Source organism: Pedobacter terrestris (genome assembly GCF_052343045.1).
In the GTDB taxonomy this organism is placed as follows: Bacteria; Bacteroidota; Bacteroidia; order Sphingobacteriales; family Sphingobacteriaceae; genus Pedobacter.
The window spans coordinates 246,759-265,113 of the sequence record NZ_CP180264.1; the positions used below are offsets into that span (position 1 = coordinate 246,759).

Consider the following 18,355-nt stretch of genomic DNA (forward strand, 5'->3'; position numbering starts at 1 on the left):
TACTTCAGTTATTTTGTGTTGCTGAAGGAGTGCAAAGGTACTATTATTTATTTATTTTGCAAATGCCTGTATGGAGTATTTGTTGAAGTGTCTATAAATCAGTCGATTTATTTTTTCAATTATCGAATCTGGTTCTGTTTAATCTCCATTTTCAATTCCTGGATCTGTTCCTTCGCTTGTCTGTTTTCCAGATAGTAATAAATGGCAAAACCCAAAAATATTTTTCCCAGAACAAATACAGCAGCAAATACCCAACGCCATGCCTTATGAATACGCATGTGGCTGTTTTGAGATTCTACTTCGATATATGGATTAGACTTTTCTCTGCGCTCATCATCCGGAGTATCTATAGATATTGGTTTTCGCAGAGTACGGTTTTCGCGCAGTTGAATCTCGTGAATATGATCTTCAATTTTTTCAAGCATACCGGCGGGCGGTTCAATGGCATTTAGCTGGGCAAAGTTTTCCATATCCAGCTCAATCTGATACAAAGCCGTGCGGACTTCTGCATACTTCTTTTGGTAAGATAAAACCTGTTCGGCCTCTTCATCAGTCGCGACACCCATTACATAGGTTTCTAAAAGACCACTTTCTATGATTTCTCTAATTTCCACGGGCGTTCCTAATTTTATCTAATGAAAGTTTGAATTGGTTGCGTATAAAAGTCTCGTTTTCTTGCAACGCAGTTGCAAGGTCATTGATCGATTTTCCATGATAATAAATGGCACAAAAAATCTCTTTTTGTTTTTGATCCAGCAAACTCAGGTAAACATTCTCTGGAAAGCCAGTTTCTAACTGTTTGTTTTTATCTTCAATACGCGTATGGCTAACAAACGCAGACATCGACAAAAAATTACATGCGTATTGTCTTAATTTTAGCCAAGTTACGTTTTTGTTCAATACATCGGTATTAAAATCGACCACAAACTGGCTCAATATCATCACAAGATATTCTTCAGACTTTTCCCTATCTCCCGTAACGGAATAAATATAGCCCAATAAACTGGGCGAATATTTTTGACTTAAATGGCGTACGTAATTCTGAATGCCGAGTAGATTTTGTTTTTCGGTTTTGAGCATAAATCGGGATGAACCTCTATAAATCAGTGCAAATATACCTCGATTTTGGAAAGATTCTATTACTTCCTCAAAATCTTTTCCATCGTTTTGCCTTTAGCCAGTTCGTCAATGAGCTTGTCTAAATAGCGAACTTTTTGCATCAGCTTATCTTCAATTTCTTCTACCCGATAGCCGCAAATGACACCGGTGATTTTAGAAACATTCGGGTTGAGAAGCGGCGCCTCGCTGAAAAAGTGTTCAAAATCCGTTTTATTCTCAATCAGTTTCTTCAGGCTTATTTCATCGTAGCCGGTTAGCCAAAATATAATTTCGTCTACCTCAGCTTTGGTGCGCCCTTTTTTTTCGGCTTTATTGATGTAATGCGGATAAACTCCGGCAAAAGACATTTTGTACACTCTGGAATGGTCCATAAAATTGAGATTGCTAACCAAAGTTAATTTTTTTTAGTCCGGGTCGCAACCGTCGATAAATATTTCGAATGGTTTTGCCGTGCTTGATACCTAAGCGCGCGTCATGCTGGATAATTGTGTCTTCGGTTTATTTGTGGACTCGCTCATCAGGAATAAGAAAATTTAAATACATATATAATTTAGCAACAACTTGTAAAGACGGTTAGAGTTTAAACTGAATTTAACCGGCATTTCACCGGAGCTTAATCGGAGCTCTATCGGGATAATCAGTATGAAATCAGGTAAAAGTACGGGTGAAAAGCGAATGGACTTACTTTAATTGGTTGATAATGTATAACTTAATTCAGTTTTTAAATGTTAAGGTTATGGCAAGGATTAAAAATGGAATTATGGGTGCTTTCTCTGGTAAAGTAGGTTCAGTTGTTGGTGTGAGTTACAGGAATGGGAATTATTTACGTAGCCTGCCCGCAACGACCAAAACAGAGCCAACAGTAAAACAGCTGGCAAGCCGGGCGCGGTTTAAATTTTTTAATGCCTGGCGCAATCCCTTAAGTCCGTTTTTTGCCATTACTTTCCAGAATCAAACAGAAACTTTTTCTGCACAGAATGCAGCGCACTTTTTTAATAAAGGTGCTGTAACGGGAGATTATCCCGATTTTAAGTTAGATTTTCAAAAAATCGTGATCAGCCAGGGTGATCTGCCACCCGTTTTGGAACTCAAAATGGAGCAGTCAGAGGCAGATCGATTGCGTTTTACCTGGTTGCCAAATCTGTTGGATAAAGCGAAGGCTACGGATTTACTCGCTTTGCTCATTTGTTATGAAAATGATGTTCAGGTAATCGATAGCGTTACAAATGGTGCGGAACGCATAGCCGGTGCTTTTGATTTTATTCTTAGTGGCGTAGGGAAGGGGAAAGTTGGGCATGTTTATGTCACATTTATTGCCAACGATAGGAAAAAAGCTGCAAATAGTGTGTATCTGGGGGAAGTTAGGTTTTGAGGTTCAACAGCATCTGTAATGCCTTAACATTCTTCAATTGAGCTGAGATTTCACCATTTGGAATGATGCTCTGAAAAGAAAAATGTGTTTGTAGCCCGTAGGGGAATCGAACCCCTGTTTCCAGAATGAAAATCTGACGTCCTAACCCCTAGACGAACGGGCCGTTTTTTGGATTGCCTTGTTAACGGCAAGTTTAAGAACGGCATTAAATTAAGAATCCCGCTCTACAGTAGTAAAGCGGGATTTGTAGCCCGTAGGGGAATCGAACCCCTGTTTCCAGAATGAAAATCTGGCGTCCTCACCCCTAGACGAACGGGCCATTAAATTAAAAGTGTCTTTCAACTTTTTGGTAGCGGGGACACGACTCGAACGTGCGACCTTCGGGTTATGAGCCCGACGAGCTACCAACTGCTCCACCCCGCACTCTATACAATCCGTTTTTGTCTTCGTTAAATCCTTAACAGCGTTTCCGAATTGGAATGCAAAGATATAATTCGTTTCTTTGTAGTGCAAATTTTTTTAAAAAAATATTTAGATGGCTCATAAAGCAGGTTTTGTAAGTATTATTGGTAAACCCAATGTAGGTAAATCAACATTGATGAATGCCCTTGTGGGCGAACGACTTAGCATCATAACGCCTAAGGCGCAAACCACCAGGCACCGGATTCTCGGTATCGTAAATGAGGAAGATTACCAGATCGTTTTTTCTGATACACCCGGAATTATCAAACCAAAATACAGCTTGCAAGAAAGTATGATGAGCTTTGTAAACGGATCTTTGACCGATGCAGATGTGCTTTTGTTCGTTACTGATGTAAATGAAACGCATGACGAGGAAGATGTTTTGGAGAAATTGCTGAACAACAATATCCCAACTATTGTACTTATTAATAAAATAGACACTGCAGATCAGGATAAGGTGGAAGAAAAAATTGCGTATTGGCAAGAACGCTTAAAACCAGTTTCCATTTATGCCATTTCTGCATTACATAATCATAATTTGTCCGGATTAATGGATCAGATTCTGGGTATGATGCCAGAACATCCGGCGTATTACGATAAAGAAGATCTTACAGATCGTACAGAACGTTTCTTTGTTTCTGAAATTATCCGGGAGAAAATCTTCCTGAATTATCAAAAAGAAATTCCATATAGTACAGAAGTCATCGTTAAAAGTTTTAAAGAAGAGGAATTGCGTAGCGGTAAAGCTGGCGGTTTAATGATTCGCATTTCTGCAGAAATTGTAGTAGAGCGAGACTCCCAAAAAAATATTTTAATCGGCAAAAATGGAACTATGCTTAAAAAAGTTGGAACAGAAGCACGCTTGCAGATTGAAAAGTTTCTGGACAATAAAGTATTTCTGGAGCTTTTTGTAAAGGTGATTCCCGACTGGAGAAGTAAGAAGAATTATTTGAAAAGCTTTGGCTACGACAATTAATTTTTCCGAACTTTAAGTATGAAAAAAATACTCACTTTAATCCTTCTTTGCTGTGCAACGGTGGCTTTTGCACAAGAATCCAACAACAATAAAAAGTTGTGGGCCAAATCCATATTAAATGAAAAAGCACCCGATTTGGTTGTTGAACAATGGATTTCTGAAAAACCTGACACAAAAGGCAAATTTGTACTCATTGATTTCTGGGCAACCTGGTGCGGCCCTTGCAGAAAGTATATTCCAACACTAAACGAACTTCAGAAAAAATATGGAGATCAACTGGTTGTAATCGGTTTATCTGATGAAAATGCAGAAAAGGTAAAAGCATTTGACAATCCAAAAATCAGTTATTTCGAAGCTATAGATCAGCAGGGGACGGTAAAGGATCAACTGGAAGTAAAAGGAATTCCTCACGCAATATTGATTGATCCAAATGGAATTGTACGTTGGGAAGGTTTTCCATTGCTCACACAGCATGAATTAACCGAAGAAGTCATTGCAGGTTTATTAAAAAAGTATAAAAATTAAATGTTTAGAGGTTACGAAAAATAACCTTACCTTTGCAGGCCTTTATAAAAAAGGTTAATGACTGATAGTCAGGATTAAAGTTTAGGCAGATTCAGTTTTGAGCATGTCTCCTCTTTAAATTTATAAACCATCAGCCAGACAAAATAAGCATACACAACGTTCACTGTAACGTTTCAATAACATATCATGAGTAATATTATAGCTATCGTAGGTAGGCCTAACGTGGGCAAAAGCACCCTTTTTAATAGATTAACAGAAAGCCGCAAGGCAATTGTTGACGATTTTAGTGGCGTAACACGCGATAGACACTATGGTGTTGGCGAGTGGACAGATAAACAATTTACCGTTATTGATACGGGTGGTTACGTGTCTGGCTCTGATGACGTTTTTGAAGCCGCTATACGCGAACAGGTTTTAATTGCCATTGAAGAGGCCAGTGTGGTTTTATTTATGGTGGATGTAACTACTGGTGTAACGGATTTGGATGACGAAATTGCCAAAGTACTTCGCAGAAGTAAAAAACCGGTATTTGTAATTTCCAATAAAGTAGATAACACAGCTTTACATAATGAAACAGGCGTTTTCTACAGCTTCGGTTTAGGAGAAGTGCACGCCATTTCTTCTATGACAGGTTCTGGCACCGGCGATTTACTTGATGAAGTGATTAAGCATTTTGAAGATGTTCCGGAAGAAGAAAATTCATTGCCAAAAATTACAATTGTAGGTCGGCCTAACGTAGGAAAATCATCATTAATTAATGCTTTAATTGGTAAGGACAGAAATATTGTAACCGATGTTGCCGGTACGACCCGCGATTCAATTAAAATTCACTACAACCAGTTTGGACATGAATTTACATTAATTGATACTGCCGGTTTACGTAAGAAAACCAAAGTAAAAGAAAACATAGAGTTTTATTCGGTAATGCGTACCATCAAAGCCCTTGAAGAGGCAGACGTGGTGGTGTTGATGATTGATGCAGTTGAAGGTATCGAAAGTCAGGATATTAATATTTTCCACCTTGCAGAAAAAAACAAAAAAGGCGTGGTAATTTTGGTGAATAAATGGGATTTAATTGAAAAAAACACTAAAACCATGAAGGTTTTTGAAGATGAAATCAAAGAACGTATAAAGCCATTTACTGATGTTCCAATTATCTTTACTTCTGTTTTAAATAAACAACGTATTTTCAAGGCCATAGAAGAGGCATTAACCGTATTCGAAAACAGAGGCAAGAAGATCCCGACTTCTAAATTGAATGACGTCATGCTGCCGTTAATTGAGAACTATCCGCCACCTGCGCTAAAGGGTAAACACATTAAAATTAAGTACATTACCCAAATCAATGGAACATCTCCAATGTTTGCCTTCTTTTGTAATTTGCCTCAATACATAAAAGATCCATATAAACGATTTCTGGAGAACAAGCTTAGAGAAAATTTCAACTTCGCAGGCGCACCAATCCAGATTTTCTTCAGACAAAAGTAGGGAGAAGTCGGACGTCGGTAGTCCGATGACGGAAGTTTGGGCATTTAGCGTAAACCCAGGCTAATGTTATTACCTGCGGATTTCGCGTCATCTCGAATCCAGTGAGAGATCTATAAGATTAAGTTGATTAGATTTCTCTCTTCACTGCGTTTCGTATAGAAATGACGTTAGGTTAGATAACCGTCATTGCGAACTGAAGGTTGGGTGGTGTCGTAGCGTGAAGCAATCTCTTAAAAAAAAGTTTCTAATGGTTCTGAGATCTAGCGATGGAAGTTTGGATTTCGCGTCAATTCGAATGGAATGGTTTCGCGTCATCTCGAATGCAGCGAGAGATCTACAAGATTAAGCTATTAGATTTCTAACTGCACTGCGTTTCGTATCGAAATGACATAGAAATTCTATAAAGCAGGTTGTATCTTTGTCGAATTTCCATCAAAATACTTCAGGCATGAGCATTCAAGTCGTTAACAGCAATTCTACAGACATCGATCTTATTTTCGACTTTTATGATATGGCTATTGTCCATCAAAAAAAAGTCTTTAACAAACACTGGCAAGGATTCAGTAAAGAATTGGTTGAGACAGAAATTTCGGAAAACCGACAGTATAAAGTTCTGGTTGACGGTGTTGTTGCCTGTATTTTTGCGGTTACTTTTGAAGATAAACTCATTTGGGGCGATCGCGATCAGGATTCTATTTACATTCATAGAATTGTAACACACCCCGATTTTCGTGGCTATGCCTTCGTAAAAGAAATTATAAACTGGGCGAAAGGTTATACTGTAGAGAAAGATTTGAAATTTATACGGATGGACACCTGGGCTGATAATCAAAAACTATTGGAATATTATACGGGTTGTGGATTCGATTATGTTGGTGTTGTAGCGCTTCATGAGTCAGAAGGACTGCCAAAACATTATGAAGGCATTAGTTTAAGTTTATTTGAAATCAGGCTTTAGTGAAATTACTTTGCGAACTGGATTCTGGTTTTTTGGTTCGCATTTTATTTTAATATCAACTTCCAGCTTAACATATCGTCTACCTCACCGATATGTACAAAGTTATTTTTTTCCAGTATAGAGTAAGACGCAATATTTTCTTTAGCCGTAGCCGCAAATATAGATTTAATTTTTTCCTGTGTTTTTGCCCACTCAATAATACCTGCAACAGCTTCTGTCATATATCCGCGGGCACGAAATTCGGGATATATCCCGTAACCAATTTCAATTTCTCCTTCAGGATCTGGTTCTCCGACAAAACAGATATCGCCGGCAATTCTATTGTTCTCTTTAGAAATTATAATCCATAAGGTATGATATAGATAATCTCTATCTTTATTGGACACATTTGGCAAAATGCTGCTTTCTAAAGCGTGTTGAAGTGACGGTGATATATTTCCTTTGGAAGGTTTTAATTGCAATTCTGACTCAAGAGAGTGGTCATCCCGGATGAATTTGAGTAATTGATTGTGCGTGAGTGGCAGCAAGCGCAGGCGTACAGTGTCCAGCATATTAATAAACCTGGATAATTTGACCGTTAACAATTCCCAAAACACTTTTCTCAAATGCCTTAACAACTTTTTGCATGGATACGGGAGTTTCTCCCGGAAAGGAATCAAAATATGCCGGAGAGTCTTCTACAACGTTCGGGCTTACAACATTTAATCTGACGTGATTTTGAAGTTCTAATGCTGCCGCCTTTACAAAAGAATTGATTCCACCATTTACCGTGCTTAATGCACTTCCGGCAAAAACCGGATGGTCAGACAGAATACCAGATGTTAATGTGAAAGAGCCATTTGGACGAATAAAGTGCTGTCCAATAAGTACCAGATTAATTTGGCCCAACAGTTTATTCAATAATCCCGATTGCATTTGTGCTGAAGTCATCTCCGGAACAGGTACAAAGGGCGCTTTGCCAGTTGTACTGATTAAGGCATCAAAAGGACCAATTTTTTCAAACATCTTTTGGATTGATGTTTCGCTGGCGATATCAACCTGAAAATCGCCACGGCTATTGCCTACGCGGATAATTTCGTTTTTTGCCTCAAATGCAGTGGCTATTTTGCTACCCAACGTGCCGGTGGCGCCAACAATGATAATCTTCATATTCAGTACTGATTAAGGTTGAACAATATTTTGTTCAGTGATCAATACTGCATAAACAAATAATGTAGGTAAAATTGTTTTGAAAAACGATTATTGTAAACTAACCAAAGCCTGTTTTACGACATTGTCATTTTGGTTGGCCGCTCTGTAATAACCAACATCACCCATATAATATCTGCAAAGCAATGCTTTAAGGTCATTCAAAATTACATTTTTAGAGTTGTTCAGTTGCGCGCGATCGACCTGAACATTTTTCCGCTGAATAAAGGCAAGAAAATCTTTAAAATCATTATCGCCGAAATTGAACGTATTGATGTTCGCTTCTACGTATGCGGCATTGTATTTATTGGTCAGGATATTGAATACATAATCCGACAGTATTTTTCTACTTACCAGAGTGCTATAGGTTTTATTGTAACCCGCTGTATCTAATTTTACAAAAATATCAGGCTGTATACCACCAATTGGACGGGTTCTTTTTACCAGTGGTGTAGAAACACCTTCGGCCTTTTCTACTGAATCTCGAAATGATGTATGATCGCCAGTCAATTCGCCATCCATCATTCGGTCGTCGAGCTCGTGTTTATAGGCATCGTATCCTTTTTTGTAAGATTTTTGAATGCTTTTTCCAGATGGCGTATAATACCTCGCAATGGTTAAATTGAGTGCAGAACCATCTTCAAAAGCAAATTGTTCCTGTACCAATCCTTTACCGAAAGAACGGCGACCAATAATTACGCCTCGACCAAGATCTTGTATCGCACCAGCAACAATTTCACTGGCTGAAGCCGTGTTTTCATTAATGAGGATGGCCAGTTTACCGTTTTGAAATGTTCCGGTACCGGTAGACATGTAATCCGTTCTGGGTTCGTGTTTACCCTGTGTAAACACAATAAGCTTGTTTTCTGGTAAAAACTGATCTGCCAATCCGGTTGCTGCGGTAAAATATCCGCCACCATTATCCCGTAAATCTAAGATCAACTTTTTCATGCCTTTTGCCTTCAGGTTATTGGCACTTGTTGCAAAATCAGCATCGGTATTGGCGCCAAACTTACTGATCCGGATATAGCCCGTTTCATTATTGATCATATAAGTCGCATCAATGCTGCTTACATTTACCTTTCCGCGGGTAACCATTAGCCTTTGTGGTTGTGTACTGCCTGTATGAATCAAAGTTACACCCACTCCAGTACCCGATTTCCCTCTGAAACGGCCGCTAAGCTGACTTTTTTCCAGCTTTCTGCCGCTTACAAAAGTAGAGTCTATTGCCAGAATTTTATCGCCAAGTTTAATGCCTGCCTGAGAAGCTGGCCCGTCTTTCACTAGGCCGGTAACCATCATGGTGTCATTCAGCATATAGTATTCAATACCTACACCTTCGAAATTACCTTCAAGATTATCTGTCATATCCTGCGCATCGGTTGGAGGCAAATAAACACTATGTGGATCGAGCTGATGCAGAACGCTGTCAATAGAAAGATTATGCAAAGAATCGGTATTGATTTCATCCACATAATTTTTATTGATAATGTGAAGAATTTCATTCAGCTTTTCATCGCTGTTTGTTGCCAGTTGAGGACTTTTTTGCACACCATACCCTTGATCTTTAATGAATTTAATGCCTAAAACCATCCCAACAATAAGTATGATGGAATAAGTCAGGGCAATTAACAGGTTATATCGGGTATTCTTTTTCATAGCGTTACCGCAAATTTATGAAAATTAGCGGTTTGATCTATTTTTTAACCCCATTTTCTATGGTTTTGTTTCCAATTTTACGTATAAATTGAGGTTCGTATTTTTTGCTTTCTTTGAATCAATGTATATTTTTGAAATTTTACTCAGATTTTTAGAAAGAATTTACCGATTTTTATCAAAATTAAATTTATGAACAGAGTTACCGAGCAGGAATCTAATTACAGCCACATCGAACAGATGTCGGTATTGGAAGTTTTGCAGGGCATTAATAATGAAGATAAAACGGTTGCATATGCCGTAGAAAAATCTTTGCCTCAAATAGAGAAACTTACTGTTGCCGTAACAGAACGGATGAAAAAAGGCGGCCGTTTATTCTATATCGGCGCAGGTACTAGCGGCCGTTTGGGGGTAGTTGATGCTTCAGAATGTCCGCCAACTTATGGAGTTCCGTTTGATTGGGTTGTGGGTATTATTGCCGGAGGAGATGGTGCCATCCGTAAGGCAGTGGAGTTTGCTGAAGATGACGCGGAGCAAGCCTGGAATGATTTGCAAGAATTTAATATTAATGAGACAGATTGTTTGGTGGGCTTAGCTGCATCTGGTACTACACCTTATGTTGTTGGTGGCTTACAAATGGCACGCAAAGCTGGCGTTTTAACAGGTTGTATTGTATGCAATACGGGCGGACCGATTGCTGCAGAATCTGATTTCCCTGTAGAAGTTGTAGTTGGCCCTGAGTTTGTAACCGGTTCTACACGTATGAAATCGGGTACCGCGCAGAAATTGGTTTTAAATATGCTGAGTACCACCGTAATGGTTCAACTGGGTAGAGTAGTAGGTAATAAAATGGTGGATATGCAGTTAACCAATAATAAACTGGTTGACCGCGGAACACAGATGGTTGCCGATGAATTGAATATCGCTTACAACGAAGCCGCAGAGTTGTTAAACCGTTATGGAAGTGTACGTAAAGCGGTAGAAGCCGGCCAGCAGGAACCACATTAAAATAGATCACGAGTTTAGATTTACGGCTTCGGGCTATCTAAATCCGTTGATCAGAAATCAAAAGATAACTCATGCACGAGATTGAACCCTATTACCAATGGAGAGATGAATACATCTCAGCAGAAGATGAACGTTCTCCTTTTTACAATACAGAATATTCAGAGTTGTATTTCGATAAACAGATTTACAATTTCTTATTGCATCCCCAATGGGATGAATTTGGATCCAATACACTTTATTTAAAGGTTCTTTTTACCGATTATGATCGGTCTTACGCCATTATTGAAATGATTGGAGAATGGAATGATGCCATTAACAACGATATCATGCTATTAAAAAGAGATATTTTGGAGCTGATGATGGATGAAGGCATTACAAAATTTATCCTGATTGGCGAAAACGTACTGAATTTCCACGCCTCTGACGACAGTTATTATGAAGAATGGTTTCAGGAAGTTGAAGATGGCTGGATTGTTGGTGTTAATTTTCAGGAGCACGTTATCCGCGAGTTTAAGGAAAACAACATCGATTACTATATTAACTTCGGTGGTGCCTTTGATGAAATGCCCTGGAGAACATTAAAACCTTTGCAGTTCTTTAAAAAAGTTGAAGAGCAGTTGACAAAAAGGTTAAACTAAAAGATTATTTTTATATTATTAAATACACAACATACAATGGAACAACAAAATTATCAATATCAGAAAGACAGCGTTTTTGTACAGGGGAAATCTGCTTCAAAACGTTTTTTCGGAAATGTATTCTCGTGGATGTTCGTTGCTTTAGTCATTTCGACGTTTGCGGCATATTTCATAGCGAGTACACCTGCCGTTATGGATTATCTCGTTTCTTATAATCCCAACACGGGTAAAGCAGGATTCACAGTATTGGGATATATAGCAATATTTGCACCTCTGGGGCTTGTATTTTTAATGGGCGCAAGGATGCAATCGATGTCTTATCAATCTTTGATTGGCGTGTTTATTCTCTATTCTGTGCTAACTGGCATTATGTTGAGCTTCATCTTGTTGACTTATTCTCTGCCATCGGTAGTGATAAGTTTTGGAGCAGCTGCAGCAATATTTGCGGTAATGGCAATTATGGGGTATACTACTAATACTGATTTAAGTAAATTTGGCCCTATTCTTTTCGCTGGGGTGATCGGTTTGGTCATTATTAGCGTGATCAACATGTTTATAGGAAGCTCCACTTTAGGCTATATTATGGGATTTTTCGGCGTGGCAATTTTCACCGCGCTGACAGCTTATAAAGTGCAGGAACTAAAGAAAATAGGGGAAGGATTGGATGAAGACGGCAATGCTTTTGGTGTTAACGACAGCAAAAAACTTGCAATAATGGGAGCGCTTACTCTATATATTACTTTCATTAATTTGTTCTTATCTCTTTTAAGGATTTTCGGTGGAAGAAAATAAGCAATATTAAAAGCTATAAAAAAAGCGATATTCAATTGAATATCGCTTTTTTTTGTGCAAAATCATTTCAATTATTCTACTGCGAAACAAGCCACAATGGTATTGCTGTTCGCAAGTGCATTTGGGTTTGAAACGATGATTCCATATTCTCCCGGATCTAAACCAGGAATATTTAACTGATATGAACTTTCTTTATACTTTTTGGACTTATATGGGATATAATTTTGGTTGTTTGTTGAAGCTCCGGAGAATGTTCCGACAGAACTGAGTTCAGATTTTCGTTGTCTGCTCGTTGCTTCAAACTTCACAATGCTGATAATGGATAAAGGGTCTGATTTATTATCGAAGCTTTTCACAATAAACGTTAGCGGCGCTACTGCCGGTAACTTTACAGGAGAAGAATTGCCCTCTATGACCATTTTCGATTTTACCTTTCCAATTCCAGTAATCAATAATGATGCACCAGCTTTGGCCTGTACTTTTACGGCTTCTTTTTCTAAAGGTGTAACAGCGTTCTCTGGCGATACATAAACGGCTTCGCCAATGTACTCAGGTTCTTCTACGTTAATTTGGCCGTAGGCGGAAAATCCTCCGTAAAGAAGGAATAATCCAATGATTAGTTTTTTCATATGCGTGTTTATTTAAGATATACTACTAAGTTAGTTTTAAAATATAGAGTATCAAGATTTGTGTTTATGTGTCAGTATTTTTTTACAAGGGTCAATTTTTTGTTCAGAATAATATATTGATGAATGAAGGAATGTATGGCTGCTGTGTAATTTTATTTGGCATGGGGGTGATAAATTTTGGAAATGATGTAGCTTTGTTGCATTTTTGTATGCTTATTAAGAAAGACGGAGGGATTAGACCCAACGAAGTCTTAGCAACCTGTGCCAACAAGGTGCTAAATTCTATCTCGGTTTTTAATACGGGAACAGATAAGTTTAGGAGTACAATCGTGTACCAACTTTTTAAATAAGCCTTTTTAAGTATCGGGTATTAATATCAAGTATCAAGTTTGATGAGCTTGTCTTGATTGCTATCGTCCGAACGCCTGTATTAATAAATCAAGAAAATCTTGGTACTTGATACTCGCTACTTACTACTACGAACAAATGAGTATAAGAGAAGAATTAGAAAAGCGTATTCTGGTGATTGATGGTGCAATGGGCACAATGATCCAGCGATACAGCTTAACAGAAGAGGATTTTAGAGGGGAGCGTTTTAAAGATCATCCCAGTGATGTGAAAGGCAATAACGATTTGCTTAACATTACACGCCCGGATGTGATTAAACAAATCCACCTGGAATATTTGCAAAGTGGTGCAGATATTATCGAAACCAATACGTTTAGTACACAGCGTATTTCTATGGCCGATTACCAGATGGAGGCACTTAGTTATGAACTGAGTTATGAAGGCGCACGTATTGCAAAAGAAGCAACGTTAGAATTTATGCAGCAAAATCCAGATCGGGTATGTTTTGTTGCAGGTGCAGTTGGGCCAACAAACCGTACACTTTCTCTTTCTCCTGATGTTAATGATCCCGGATTCCGTGCCATTAGTTACGACGAACTGTTTGATGCTTATTATGAACAGGTTCGCGGATTGGTAGATGGCGGTTCTGATGTTTTGCTTATAGAAACCATTTTTGATACCTTAAATGCAAAAGTTGCCATTGCGGCAATTAAACAATACGAGGCTGTGATTGGCCGTAAACTGGAAATTATGATTTCCGGTACCATTACAGATGCCTCTGGCAGAACCCTTTCCGGGCAAACTGCCGAAGCTTTTCTGAATTCTGTTATGCACGCAAAACCATTAAGTATTGGTTTTAACTGTGCTTTAGGTGCAAAAGAAATGCGGCCGCATATTGAAGAACTTGCGGCAAAAGCCGGATGTTATGTTTCTGCTTATCCAAATGCCGGTTTACCAAATGAGTTTGGGGCATATGACGAGCAACCGCATGAAACTGCACATTTGGTAGATGATTTTATCGCATCTGGATTTGTAAATATTGTAGGGGGCTGTTGTGGTACAACGCCGGATCATATTGGCTGTATTGCGGCAAATGCACGTAAAGCAGAACCTCGTAAAATTCCATCGGCTCTGCCTAATATGCGGTTAAGCGGATTAGAACCCGTAACCATTACGCCAGAAAGCATTTTCGTAAATGTTGGCGAAAGAACCAATATTACGGGTTCTCCGAAGTTTTCTAAATTGATTTTAAGCGGCGATTATGAAGCTGCACTTGCGGTTGCCCGTCAGCAGGTAGAAGGTGGTGCGCAAGTGATTGACGTGAACATGGATGAAGGTATGTTGGATTCTGAAGCAGCAATGACCAAGTTTTTAAACCTCATTGCATCAGAACCTGATATTGCCAAATTGCCCATCATGGTCGATTCTTCAAAATGGAGTGTAATCGAAGCCGGATTAAAATGTTTGCAAGGCAAAGGAATTGTAAATTCTATTTCACTTAAAGAAGGGGAAGAGAAATTTATTGAAAGTGCGCGTAAGATTTTAACTTACGGTGCAGCCGTTGTCGTAATGGCATTCGATGAAAAAGGCCAGGCCGATAATTATGAAAGAAGAATAGAAATCTGTAAACGCAGTTACGATATCCTGGTTGATGGCGTTGGTTTTCCTCCGCAAGACATCATCTTTGATCCGAATATTCTTACTGTAGCTACTGGTTTAGAAGAACACAATAATTACGCTGTTGATTTCATTAATGCCACACGTTGGATCAAACAGAATTTACCTTATGCCAAGGTAAGTGGTGGTGTTTCCAATATTTCATTTTCTTTCCGAGGAAATAATGTGGTTCGAGAAGCCATGCACTCTGCATTTTTATACCACGCCATCCAGGCCGGTATGGATATGGGCATTGTAAATGCCGGGATGCTTGAAGTTTACCAGGAAATACCGCCAGAACTTTTAGAGCGCGTAGAAGATGTGCTGCTAAACAGAAGGGATGACGCAACAGAACGCCTTGTAGAATTTGCAGAAACCGTAAAATCTAAAGGCAAAGAAATTGTTAAAAATGAAGAATGGCGTAAAGGAACAGTAGAAGAACGTTTGTCTCATTCCCTTGTTAAGGGCTTGATTGAATATCTGGACGATGACGTTGAAGAAGCCAGACAAAAATATGCCCGCCCGATTCAGGTGATTGAAGGCCCTTTGATGGATGGAATGAATATTGTAGGCGATCTTTTTGGCGCAGGTAAAATGTTTCTTCCACAGGTGGTAAAATCTGCCCGCGTAATGAAAAAAGCCGTTGCTTATTTATTACCTTTTATTGAGCAGGAAAAGCTGGATAACCCGGATCAGAACCAAAACTCGTCGGCCGGAAAAGTATTGATGGCCACGGTTAAAGGCGATGTTCATGATATCGGCAAAAACATCGTAGGCGTAGTGCTGGCTTGTAATAATTTCGAAATTGTAGATATGGGCGTAATGGTGCCTGCTCAGGATATCATTAAAAAAGCCAAAGAAATTAATGCAGATATTATTGGATTAAGCGGATTAATTACACCATCACTGGATGAAATGGTCCATTTTGCAAAAGAGATGGAGCGCGAGAATTTCACGATTCCATTAATTTTAGGTGGTGCCACAACATCACGCATTCATGCAGCAGTTAAAGTTGCACCAAATTATTCTGGTCCGGCGATACATGTTTTAGATGCCTCAAGAAGTGTAACGGTTTGCAGCACGTTGATGAATCCGGAAACTCGCGGCGATTATATTGACGGCATAAAAGCAGAATACGATAAAGCACGTGAAGCCCATTTGAATAAACGTTCTGATAAGCGATTTAAAACACTTGAAGAAGCACGCAACAATAAATTTAAGATAGAGTTTGATCAGAATCTTCCGGTTCCGGTATTTACAGGTACACGGGTTTTTGATGAGTATCCGCTGGAGGAATTGGTGCCATATATAGATTGGACGCCGTTTTTTCATACCTGGGAGCTACGCGGAAGTTATCCGAAAATCTTCGACGATAAGAATGTTGGTGATGAAGCCCGGAAACTATTTGATGATGCACAGGTTTTGCTGAATAGGATTGTAGATGAAAAATTACTTACTGCAAGAGGTGTAATTGGTTTTTGGCCCGCAAATTCTGTTGGCGATGATATTGTTCTGGAAGTCCGAAGTCAAGAGACTGAGGATGGAACTTTGCTGACAGGCGCCGGACTTCCGACTTCCGGCATCCGACACCAAACTATTCATACGCTTCGCCAGCAGGCCGAAAAAGTAGATGGGCAACCTTATTACGCATTGTCTGATTTCATCGCGCCAAAAGAAAGTGGAATACAAGATTATTTTGGCGGTTTTGCCGTAACTACCGGAATTGGAATTGATGAATTGGTGAATGCATTTGAAGCCAACCATGACGATTACAACAGCATTATGGTTAAGGCGCTTGCCGATCGTTTGGCAGAAGCCTTTGCAGAGCGTATGCATGAGCGTGTTCGGAAAGAATTTTGGGGTTATGCTCAAGATGAAAATCTGAGCAACCAGGAACTGATTAAAGAGGAATATGCAGGCATCAGACCAGCACCCGGTTATCCAGCCTGCCCGGAACACACAGAAAAAGGTACTTTATTTGAGCTCTTAGATGCTGAGGCAAAAATTGGTTTACGTTTAACAGAAAGTTATGCGATGTATCCAACGGCGGCAGTAAGCGGATTTTATTTTGCTCATCCGCAATCGCGTTACTTCGGTTTGGGCAAAATTACCAAAGATCAGATCGAAGATTATGCCATCCGAAAAAATATGCCAGTTGAAGAAGTTGAACGTTGGTTAAGCCCGAATCTGGCCTATTAAAACAAAAGGAAAAAAATTTTTCCACTATATTGATACACTAAATACCCAAGCCCCTTTTAGGCTTTGACTATGAAAATTACAGACCATATTAATAATGCGAAAGGTAAAACCTTGTTCTCTTTTGAGCTTTTACCACCAATTAAAGGCCAAAGTATACAATGGGTTTACGATGCAATTGATCCTCTGCTGGAGTTTGAACCACCTTTTATAGATGTCACTTCGCTTCGCGAAGATTATATCTACAAGGAACAAGAGAATGGATTATTGCAAAAAGTATCGTATCGTAAGCGCCCCGGAACAATTGCAATTTGTGCAGCAATTATTCATAAATATAAAATTGATGCTGTTCCGCATTTAATTTGCGGTGGATTTACCAAAGAAGAGACGGAGAATGCGCTTATTGATCTTCAGTTTCTGGGCATAGATAATGTGTTGGCTTTACGTGGAGATGCACGCCAGGCCGATGCCGCTTTTATACCAACCAAAGGCGGCCATTGCTACGCAACGGAGTTGATTGAACACATTAAAAATCATAATGAAGGTAAATTTTTGCATGAAGATGTAGAGACGTTTAGAAGTGATTTCTGTATCGGCGTTGCCGGATATCCTGAAAAACATTTTGAAGCACCGAACCTAAACGCCGATTTTAAGTATTTGAAAAAGAAAGTAGATATGGGCGCAGAGTTTATCGTAACGCAGATGTTTTTTGACAATCAGAAATATTTTGATTTTGTACGAAAATGCCGCGAAAATGATATTCATGTTCCTATCATTCCAGGACTAAAGCCAATCAGTACCGCGAAACAGTTGGTTGCTTTGCCGAAAATTTTCCATATCGATATTCCTGATGATTTGAGTGACGCTGTTGAGCATGCAAAAACAGCTGCCGATATTCGTGAAGTTGGAACGGAGTTTATGATTAAACAGTGTAAAGAACTGATGGATTTTGGCGTTCCGGTTTTACACTTTTATACAATGGGCAAACCCGAACAAACCAAACGGATTGCAAAAGCAATTTTTTAATTATTCACAACAACGGCACACGGCTTAGCTATTTGCACCACAATGTGGCAACAAACGTCTTGCTGTGACAGTATGTATTGGTTTATTTTTTCGTATCTCACACACTTAGAAAAAAATTCCTTATTCCCAATCTGGGTGTTCTAGAAAAATGAAGGTAATCAGCTAAAATGTTTTGATTTATTTTCTATCAGCGAAATGATTATCTATATTGAAATCTTTAGTTAAAGAAAGAGGCTTTTCTCGGGGAAAGCCTCTTTTACATCTATTGAAACTGAAAAGTGTACAGGTCTAAAAACGGGCTTACATCTCTTGTTTTTT

The 18,355-nt window shown here is 39.0% G+C and carries 17 protein-coding genes, 3 tRNA genes and 1 riboswitch; of the genes, 10 read left to right on the forward strand and 10 right to left on the reverse strand.

Annotation, left to right across the window (positions count from 1 at the left end):
• Positions 1–119 precede the first annotated feature (119 nt).
• The 3 genes from ACJVDH_RS01220 to ACJVDH_RS01230 are packed head-to-tail and all read right to left on the reverse strand — an operon-like array spanning position 120 to position 1,490.
• Positions 120–614, reverse strand: a complete 495-nt coding sequence (locus tag ACJVDH_RS01220; protein ID WP_443945765.1) for a hypothetical protein — start codon at positions 612–614, stop codon at positions 120–122.
• On the reverse strand, positions 604–1,080 hold the full coding sequence (locus ACJVDH_RS01225; protein WP_443945766.1) for a hypothetical protein: 477 nt from the start codon (positions 1,078–1,080) through the stop codon (positions 604–606). The genes ACJVDH_RS01220 and ACJVDH_RS01225 overlap by 11 nt, the downstream gene beginning before the upstream one ends.
• A 59-nt stretch (positions 1,081–1,139) precedes the next feature.
• The gene (locus tag ACJVDH_RS01230) at positions 1,140–1,490 is read right to left on the reverse strand and encodes a DUF2200 domain-containing protein (protein WP_443945767.1); all 351 of its coding nucleotides are present in this window, start codon (positions 1,488–1,490) and stop codon (positions 1,140–1,142) included.
• Positions 1,491–1,855: 365 nt separating this feature from the next.
• On the opposite strand from ACJVDH_RS01230, the gene ACJVDH_RS01235 reads away from it, so the two are divergent.
• Complete coding sequence (locus tag ACJVDH_RS01235) at positions 1,856–2,491, forward strand: DUF6266 family protein (RefSeq protein ID WP_443945768.1); 636 nt, start codon at positions 1,856–1,858, stop codon at positions 2,489–2,491.
• A gap of 91 nt (positions 2,492–2,582) precedes the next feature.
• Here ACJVDH_RS01235 and ACJVDH_RS01240 read toward each other — a convergent pair.
• The 3 genes from ACJVDH_RS01240 to ACJVDH_RS01250 all read right to left on the reverse strand — a co-directional run bounded on the left by ACJVDH_RS01240 (position 2,583) and on the right by ACJVDH_RS01250 (position 2,914).
• Positions 2,583–2,654, reverse strand: a tRNA-Glu gene (locus ACJVDH_RS01240).
• A gap of 84 nt (positions 2,655–2,738) precedes the next feature.
• Positions 2,739–2,810: transfer RNA gene (locus ACJVDH_RS01245), tRNA-Glu, on the reverse strand.
• 28 nt (positions 2,811–2,838) lie between these two features.
• Positions 2,839–2,914, reverse strand: a tRNA-Met gene (locus ACJVDH_RS01250).
• 112 nt (positions 2,915–3,026) lie between these two features.
• On the opposite strand from ACJVDH_RS01250, the gene era reads away from it, so the two are divergent.
• The 4 genes from era (at position 3,027) to ACJVDH_RS01270 (ending at position 6,900) form a co-directional block, all read left to right on the forward strand.
• On the forward strand, positions 3,027–3,929 hold the full coding sequence (gene era / locus ACJVDH_RS01255; RefSeq protein ID WP_443945769.1) for a GTPase Era: 903 nt from the start codon (positions 3,027–3,029) through the stop codon (positions 3,927–3,929).
• A gap of 18 nt (positions 3,930–3,947) precedes the next feature.
• The gene (locus ACJVDH_RS01260) at positions 3,948–4,454 is read left to right on the forward strand and encodes a TlpA family protein disulfide reductase (protein ID WP_443945770.1); all 507 of its coding nucleotides are present in this window, start codon (positions 3,948–3,950) and stop codon (positions 4,452–4,454) included.
• 186 nt (positions 4,455–4,640) lie between these two features.
• Positions 4,641–5,942: a ribosome biogenesis GTPase Der gene (gene der / locus ACJVDH_RS01265; protein ID WP_443945771.1), complete on the forward strand. Its 1,302-nt coding sequence runs from the start codon at positions 4,641–4,643 to the stop codon at positions 5,940–5,942.
• A 448-nt stretch (positions 5,943–6,390) separates the two neighbouring features.
• Complete coding sequence (locus ACJVDH_RS01270) at positions 6,391–6,900, forward strand: GNAT family N-acetyltransferase (protein WP_443945772.1); 510 nt, start codon at positions 6,391–6,393, stop codon at positions 6,898–6,900.
• Between the two features lie 44 nt (positions 6,901–6,944).
• On the opposite strand, the gene ACJVDH_RS01275 is transcribed toward ACJVDH_RS01270, so the two are convergent.
• From ACJVDH_RS01275 to ACJVDH_RS01285, 3 genes are all read right to left on the reverse strand, one after another.
• The gene (locus ACJVDH_RS01275; protein ID WP_443945773.1) at positions 6,945–7,451 is read right to left on the reverse strand and encodes a GNAT family N-acetyltransferase; all 507 of its coding nucleotides are present in this window, start codon (positions 7,449–7,451) and stop codon (positions 6,945–6,947) included.
• A 1-nt stretch (position 7,452) separates the two neighbouring features.
• Positions 7,453–8,049, reverse strand: coding sequence for a short chain dehydrogenase (locus ACJVDH_RS01280; protein ID WP_443945774.1), 597 nt, complete (start codon positions 8,047–8,049; stop codon positions 7,453–7,455).
• Between the two features lie 90 nt (positions 8,050–8,139).
• Positions 8,140–9,747 carry a S41 family peptidase gene (locus ACJVDH_RS01285; protein ID WP_443945775.1) on the reverse strand — a complete coding sequence of 536 codons (1,608 nt, stop codon included), beginning with the start codon at positions 9,745–9,747 and terminating at the stop codon, positions 8,140–8,142.
• 189 nt (positions 9,748–9,936) lie between these two features.
• Between ACJVDH_RS01285 and murQ the strand changes: the two genes are divergently transcribed.
• From murQ to ACJVDH_RS01300, 3 genes are all read left to right on the forward strand, one after another.
• Entirely contained in the window at positions 9,937–10,752 is an 816-nt protein-coding gene (gene murQ / locus ACJVDH_RS01290) for an N-acetylmuramic acid 6-phosphate etherase (RefSeq protein ID WP_443945776.1), read from the forward strand.
• Between the two features lie 71 nt (positions 10,753–10,823).
• Positions 10,824–11,390: a hypothetical protein gene (locus tag ACJVDH_RS01295; RefSeq protein WP_443945777.1), complete on the forward strand. Its 567-nt coding sequence runs from the start codon at positions 10,824–10,826 to the stop codon at positions 11,388–11,390.
• A 36-nt stretch (positions 11,391–11,426) separates the two neighbouring features.
• Entirely contained in the window at positions 11,427–12,182 is a 756-nt protein-coding gene (locus ACJVDH_RS01300; RefSeq protein ID WP_443945778.1) for a Bax inhibitor-1/YccA family protein, read from the forward strand.
• 71 nt (positions 12,183–12,253) lie between these two features.
• On the opposite strand, the gene ACJVDH_RS01305 is transcribed toward ACJVDH_RS01300, so the two are convergent.
• Positions 12,254–12,811 (reverse strand): hypothetical protein, encoded by a 558-nt coding sequence (locus ACJVDH_RS01305; protein WP_443945779.1) that lies wholly within the window; start codon positions 12,809–12,811, stop codon positions 12,254–12,256.
• Positions 12,812–13,021: 210 nt separating this feature from the next.
• Positions 13,022–13,127, forward strand: a riboswitch (SAM riboswitch).
• Positions 13,128–13,297: 170 nt separating this feature from the next.
• Here ACJVDH_RS01305 and metH point away from each other — a divergent pair.
• Positions 13,298–17,014: a methionine synthase gene (gene metH / locus ACJVDH_RS01310; RefSeq protein ID WP_443945780.1), complete on the forward strand. Its 3,717-nt coding sequence runs from the start codon at positions 13,298–13,300 to the stop codon at positions 17,012–17,014.
• A 69-nt stretch (positions 17,015–17,083) separates the two neighbouring features.
• A complete protein-coding gene (locus tag ACJVDH_RS01315) occupies positions 17,084–18,037 on the forward strand; it encodes a methylenetetrahydrofolate reductase (protein ID WP_443945781.1) in 954 nt (317 codons plus the stop codon).
• Positions 18,038–18,355: the final 318 nt, after the last annotated feature.

Coding starts and splice junctions, on each gene's coding strand:
- ACJVDH_RS01225 (WP_443945766.1), bottom strand. CDS start 1,080: ATGCTCAAAACCGAAAAACAAAATCTACTCGGCATTCAGAATTACGTA.
- ACJVDH_RS01230 (WP_443945767.1), bottom strand. CDS start 1,490: ATGGACCATTCCAGAGTGTACAAAATGTCTTTTGCCGGAGTTTATCCG.
- ACJVDH_RS01235 (WP_443945768.1), top strand. CDS start 1,856: ATGGCAAGGATTAAAAATGGAATTATGGGTGCTTTCTCTGGTAAAGTA.
- era (WP_443945769.1), top strand. CDS start 3,027: ATGGCTCATAAAGCAGGTTTTGTAAGTATTATTGGTAAACCCAATGTA.
- ACJVDH_RS01260 (WP_443945770.1), top strand. CDS start 3,948: ATGAAAAAAATACTCACTTTAATCCTTCTTTGCTGTGCAACGGTGGCT.
- der (WP_443945771.1), top strand. CDS start 4,641: ATGAGTAATATTATAGCTATCGTAGGTAGGCCTAACGTGGGCAAAAGC.
- ACJVDH_RS01270 (WP_443945772.1), top strand. CDS start 6,391: ATGAGCATTCAAGTCGTTAACAGCAATTCTACAGACATCGATCTTATT.
- ACJVDH_RS01275 (WP_443945773.1), bottom strand. CDS start 7,451: ATGCTGGACACTGTACGCCTGCGCTTGCTGCCACTCACGCACAATCAA.
- ACJVDH_RS01280 (WP_443945774.1), bottom strand. CDS start 8,049: ATGAAGATTATCATTGTTGGCGCCACCGGCACGTTGGGTAGCAAAATA.
- ACJVDH_RS01285 (WP_443945775.1), bottom strand. CDS start 9,747: ATGAAAAAGAATACCCGATATAACCTGTTAATTGCCCTGACTTATTCC.
- murQ (WP_443945776.1), top strand. CDS start 9,937: ATGAACAGAGTTACCGAGCAGGAATCTAATTACAGCCACATCGAACAG.
- ACJVDH_RS01295 (WP_443945777.1), top strand. CDS start 10,824: ATGCACGAGATTGAACCCTATTACCAATGGAGAGATGAATACATCTCA.
- ACJVDH_RS01300 (WP_443945778.1), top strand. CDS start 11,427: ATGGAACAACAAAATTATCAATATCAGAAAGACAGCGTTTTTGTACAG.
- ACJVDH_RS01305 (WP_443945779.1), bottom strand. CDS start 12,811: ATGAAAAAACTAATCATTGGATTATTCCTTCTTTACGGAGGATTTTCC.
- metH (WP_443945780.1), top strand. CDS start 13,298: ATGAGTATAAGAGAAGAATTAGAAAAGCGTATTCTGGTGATTGATGGT.
- ACJVDH_RS01315 (WP_443945781.1), top strand. CDS start 17,084: ATGAAAATTACAGACCATATTAATAATGCGAAAGGTAAAACCTTGTTC.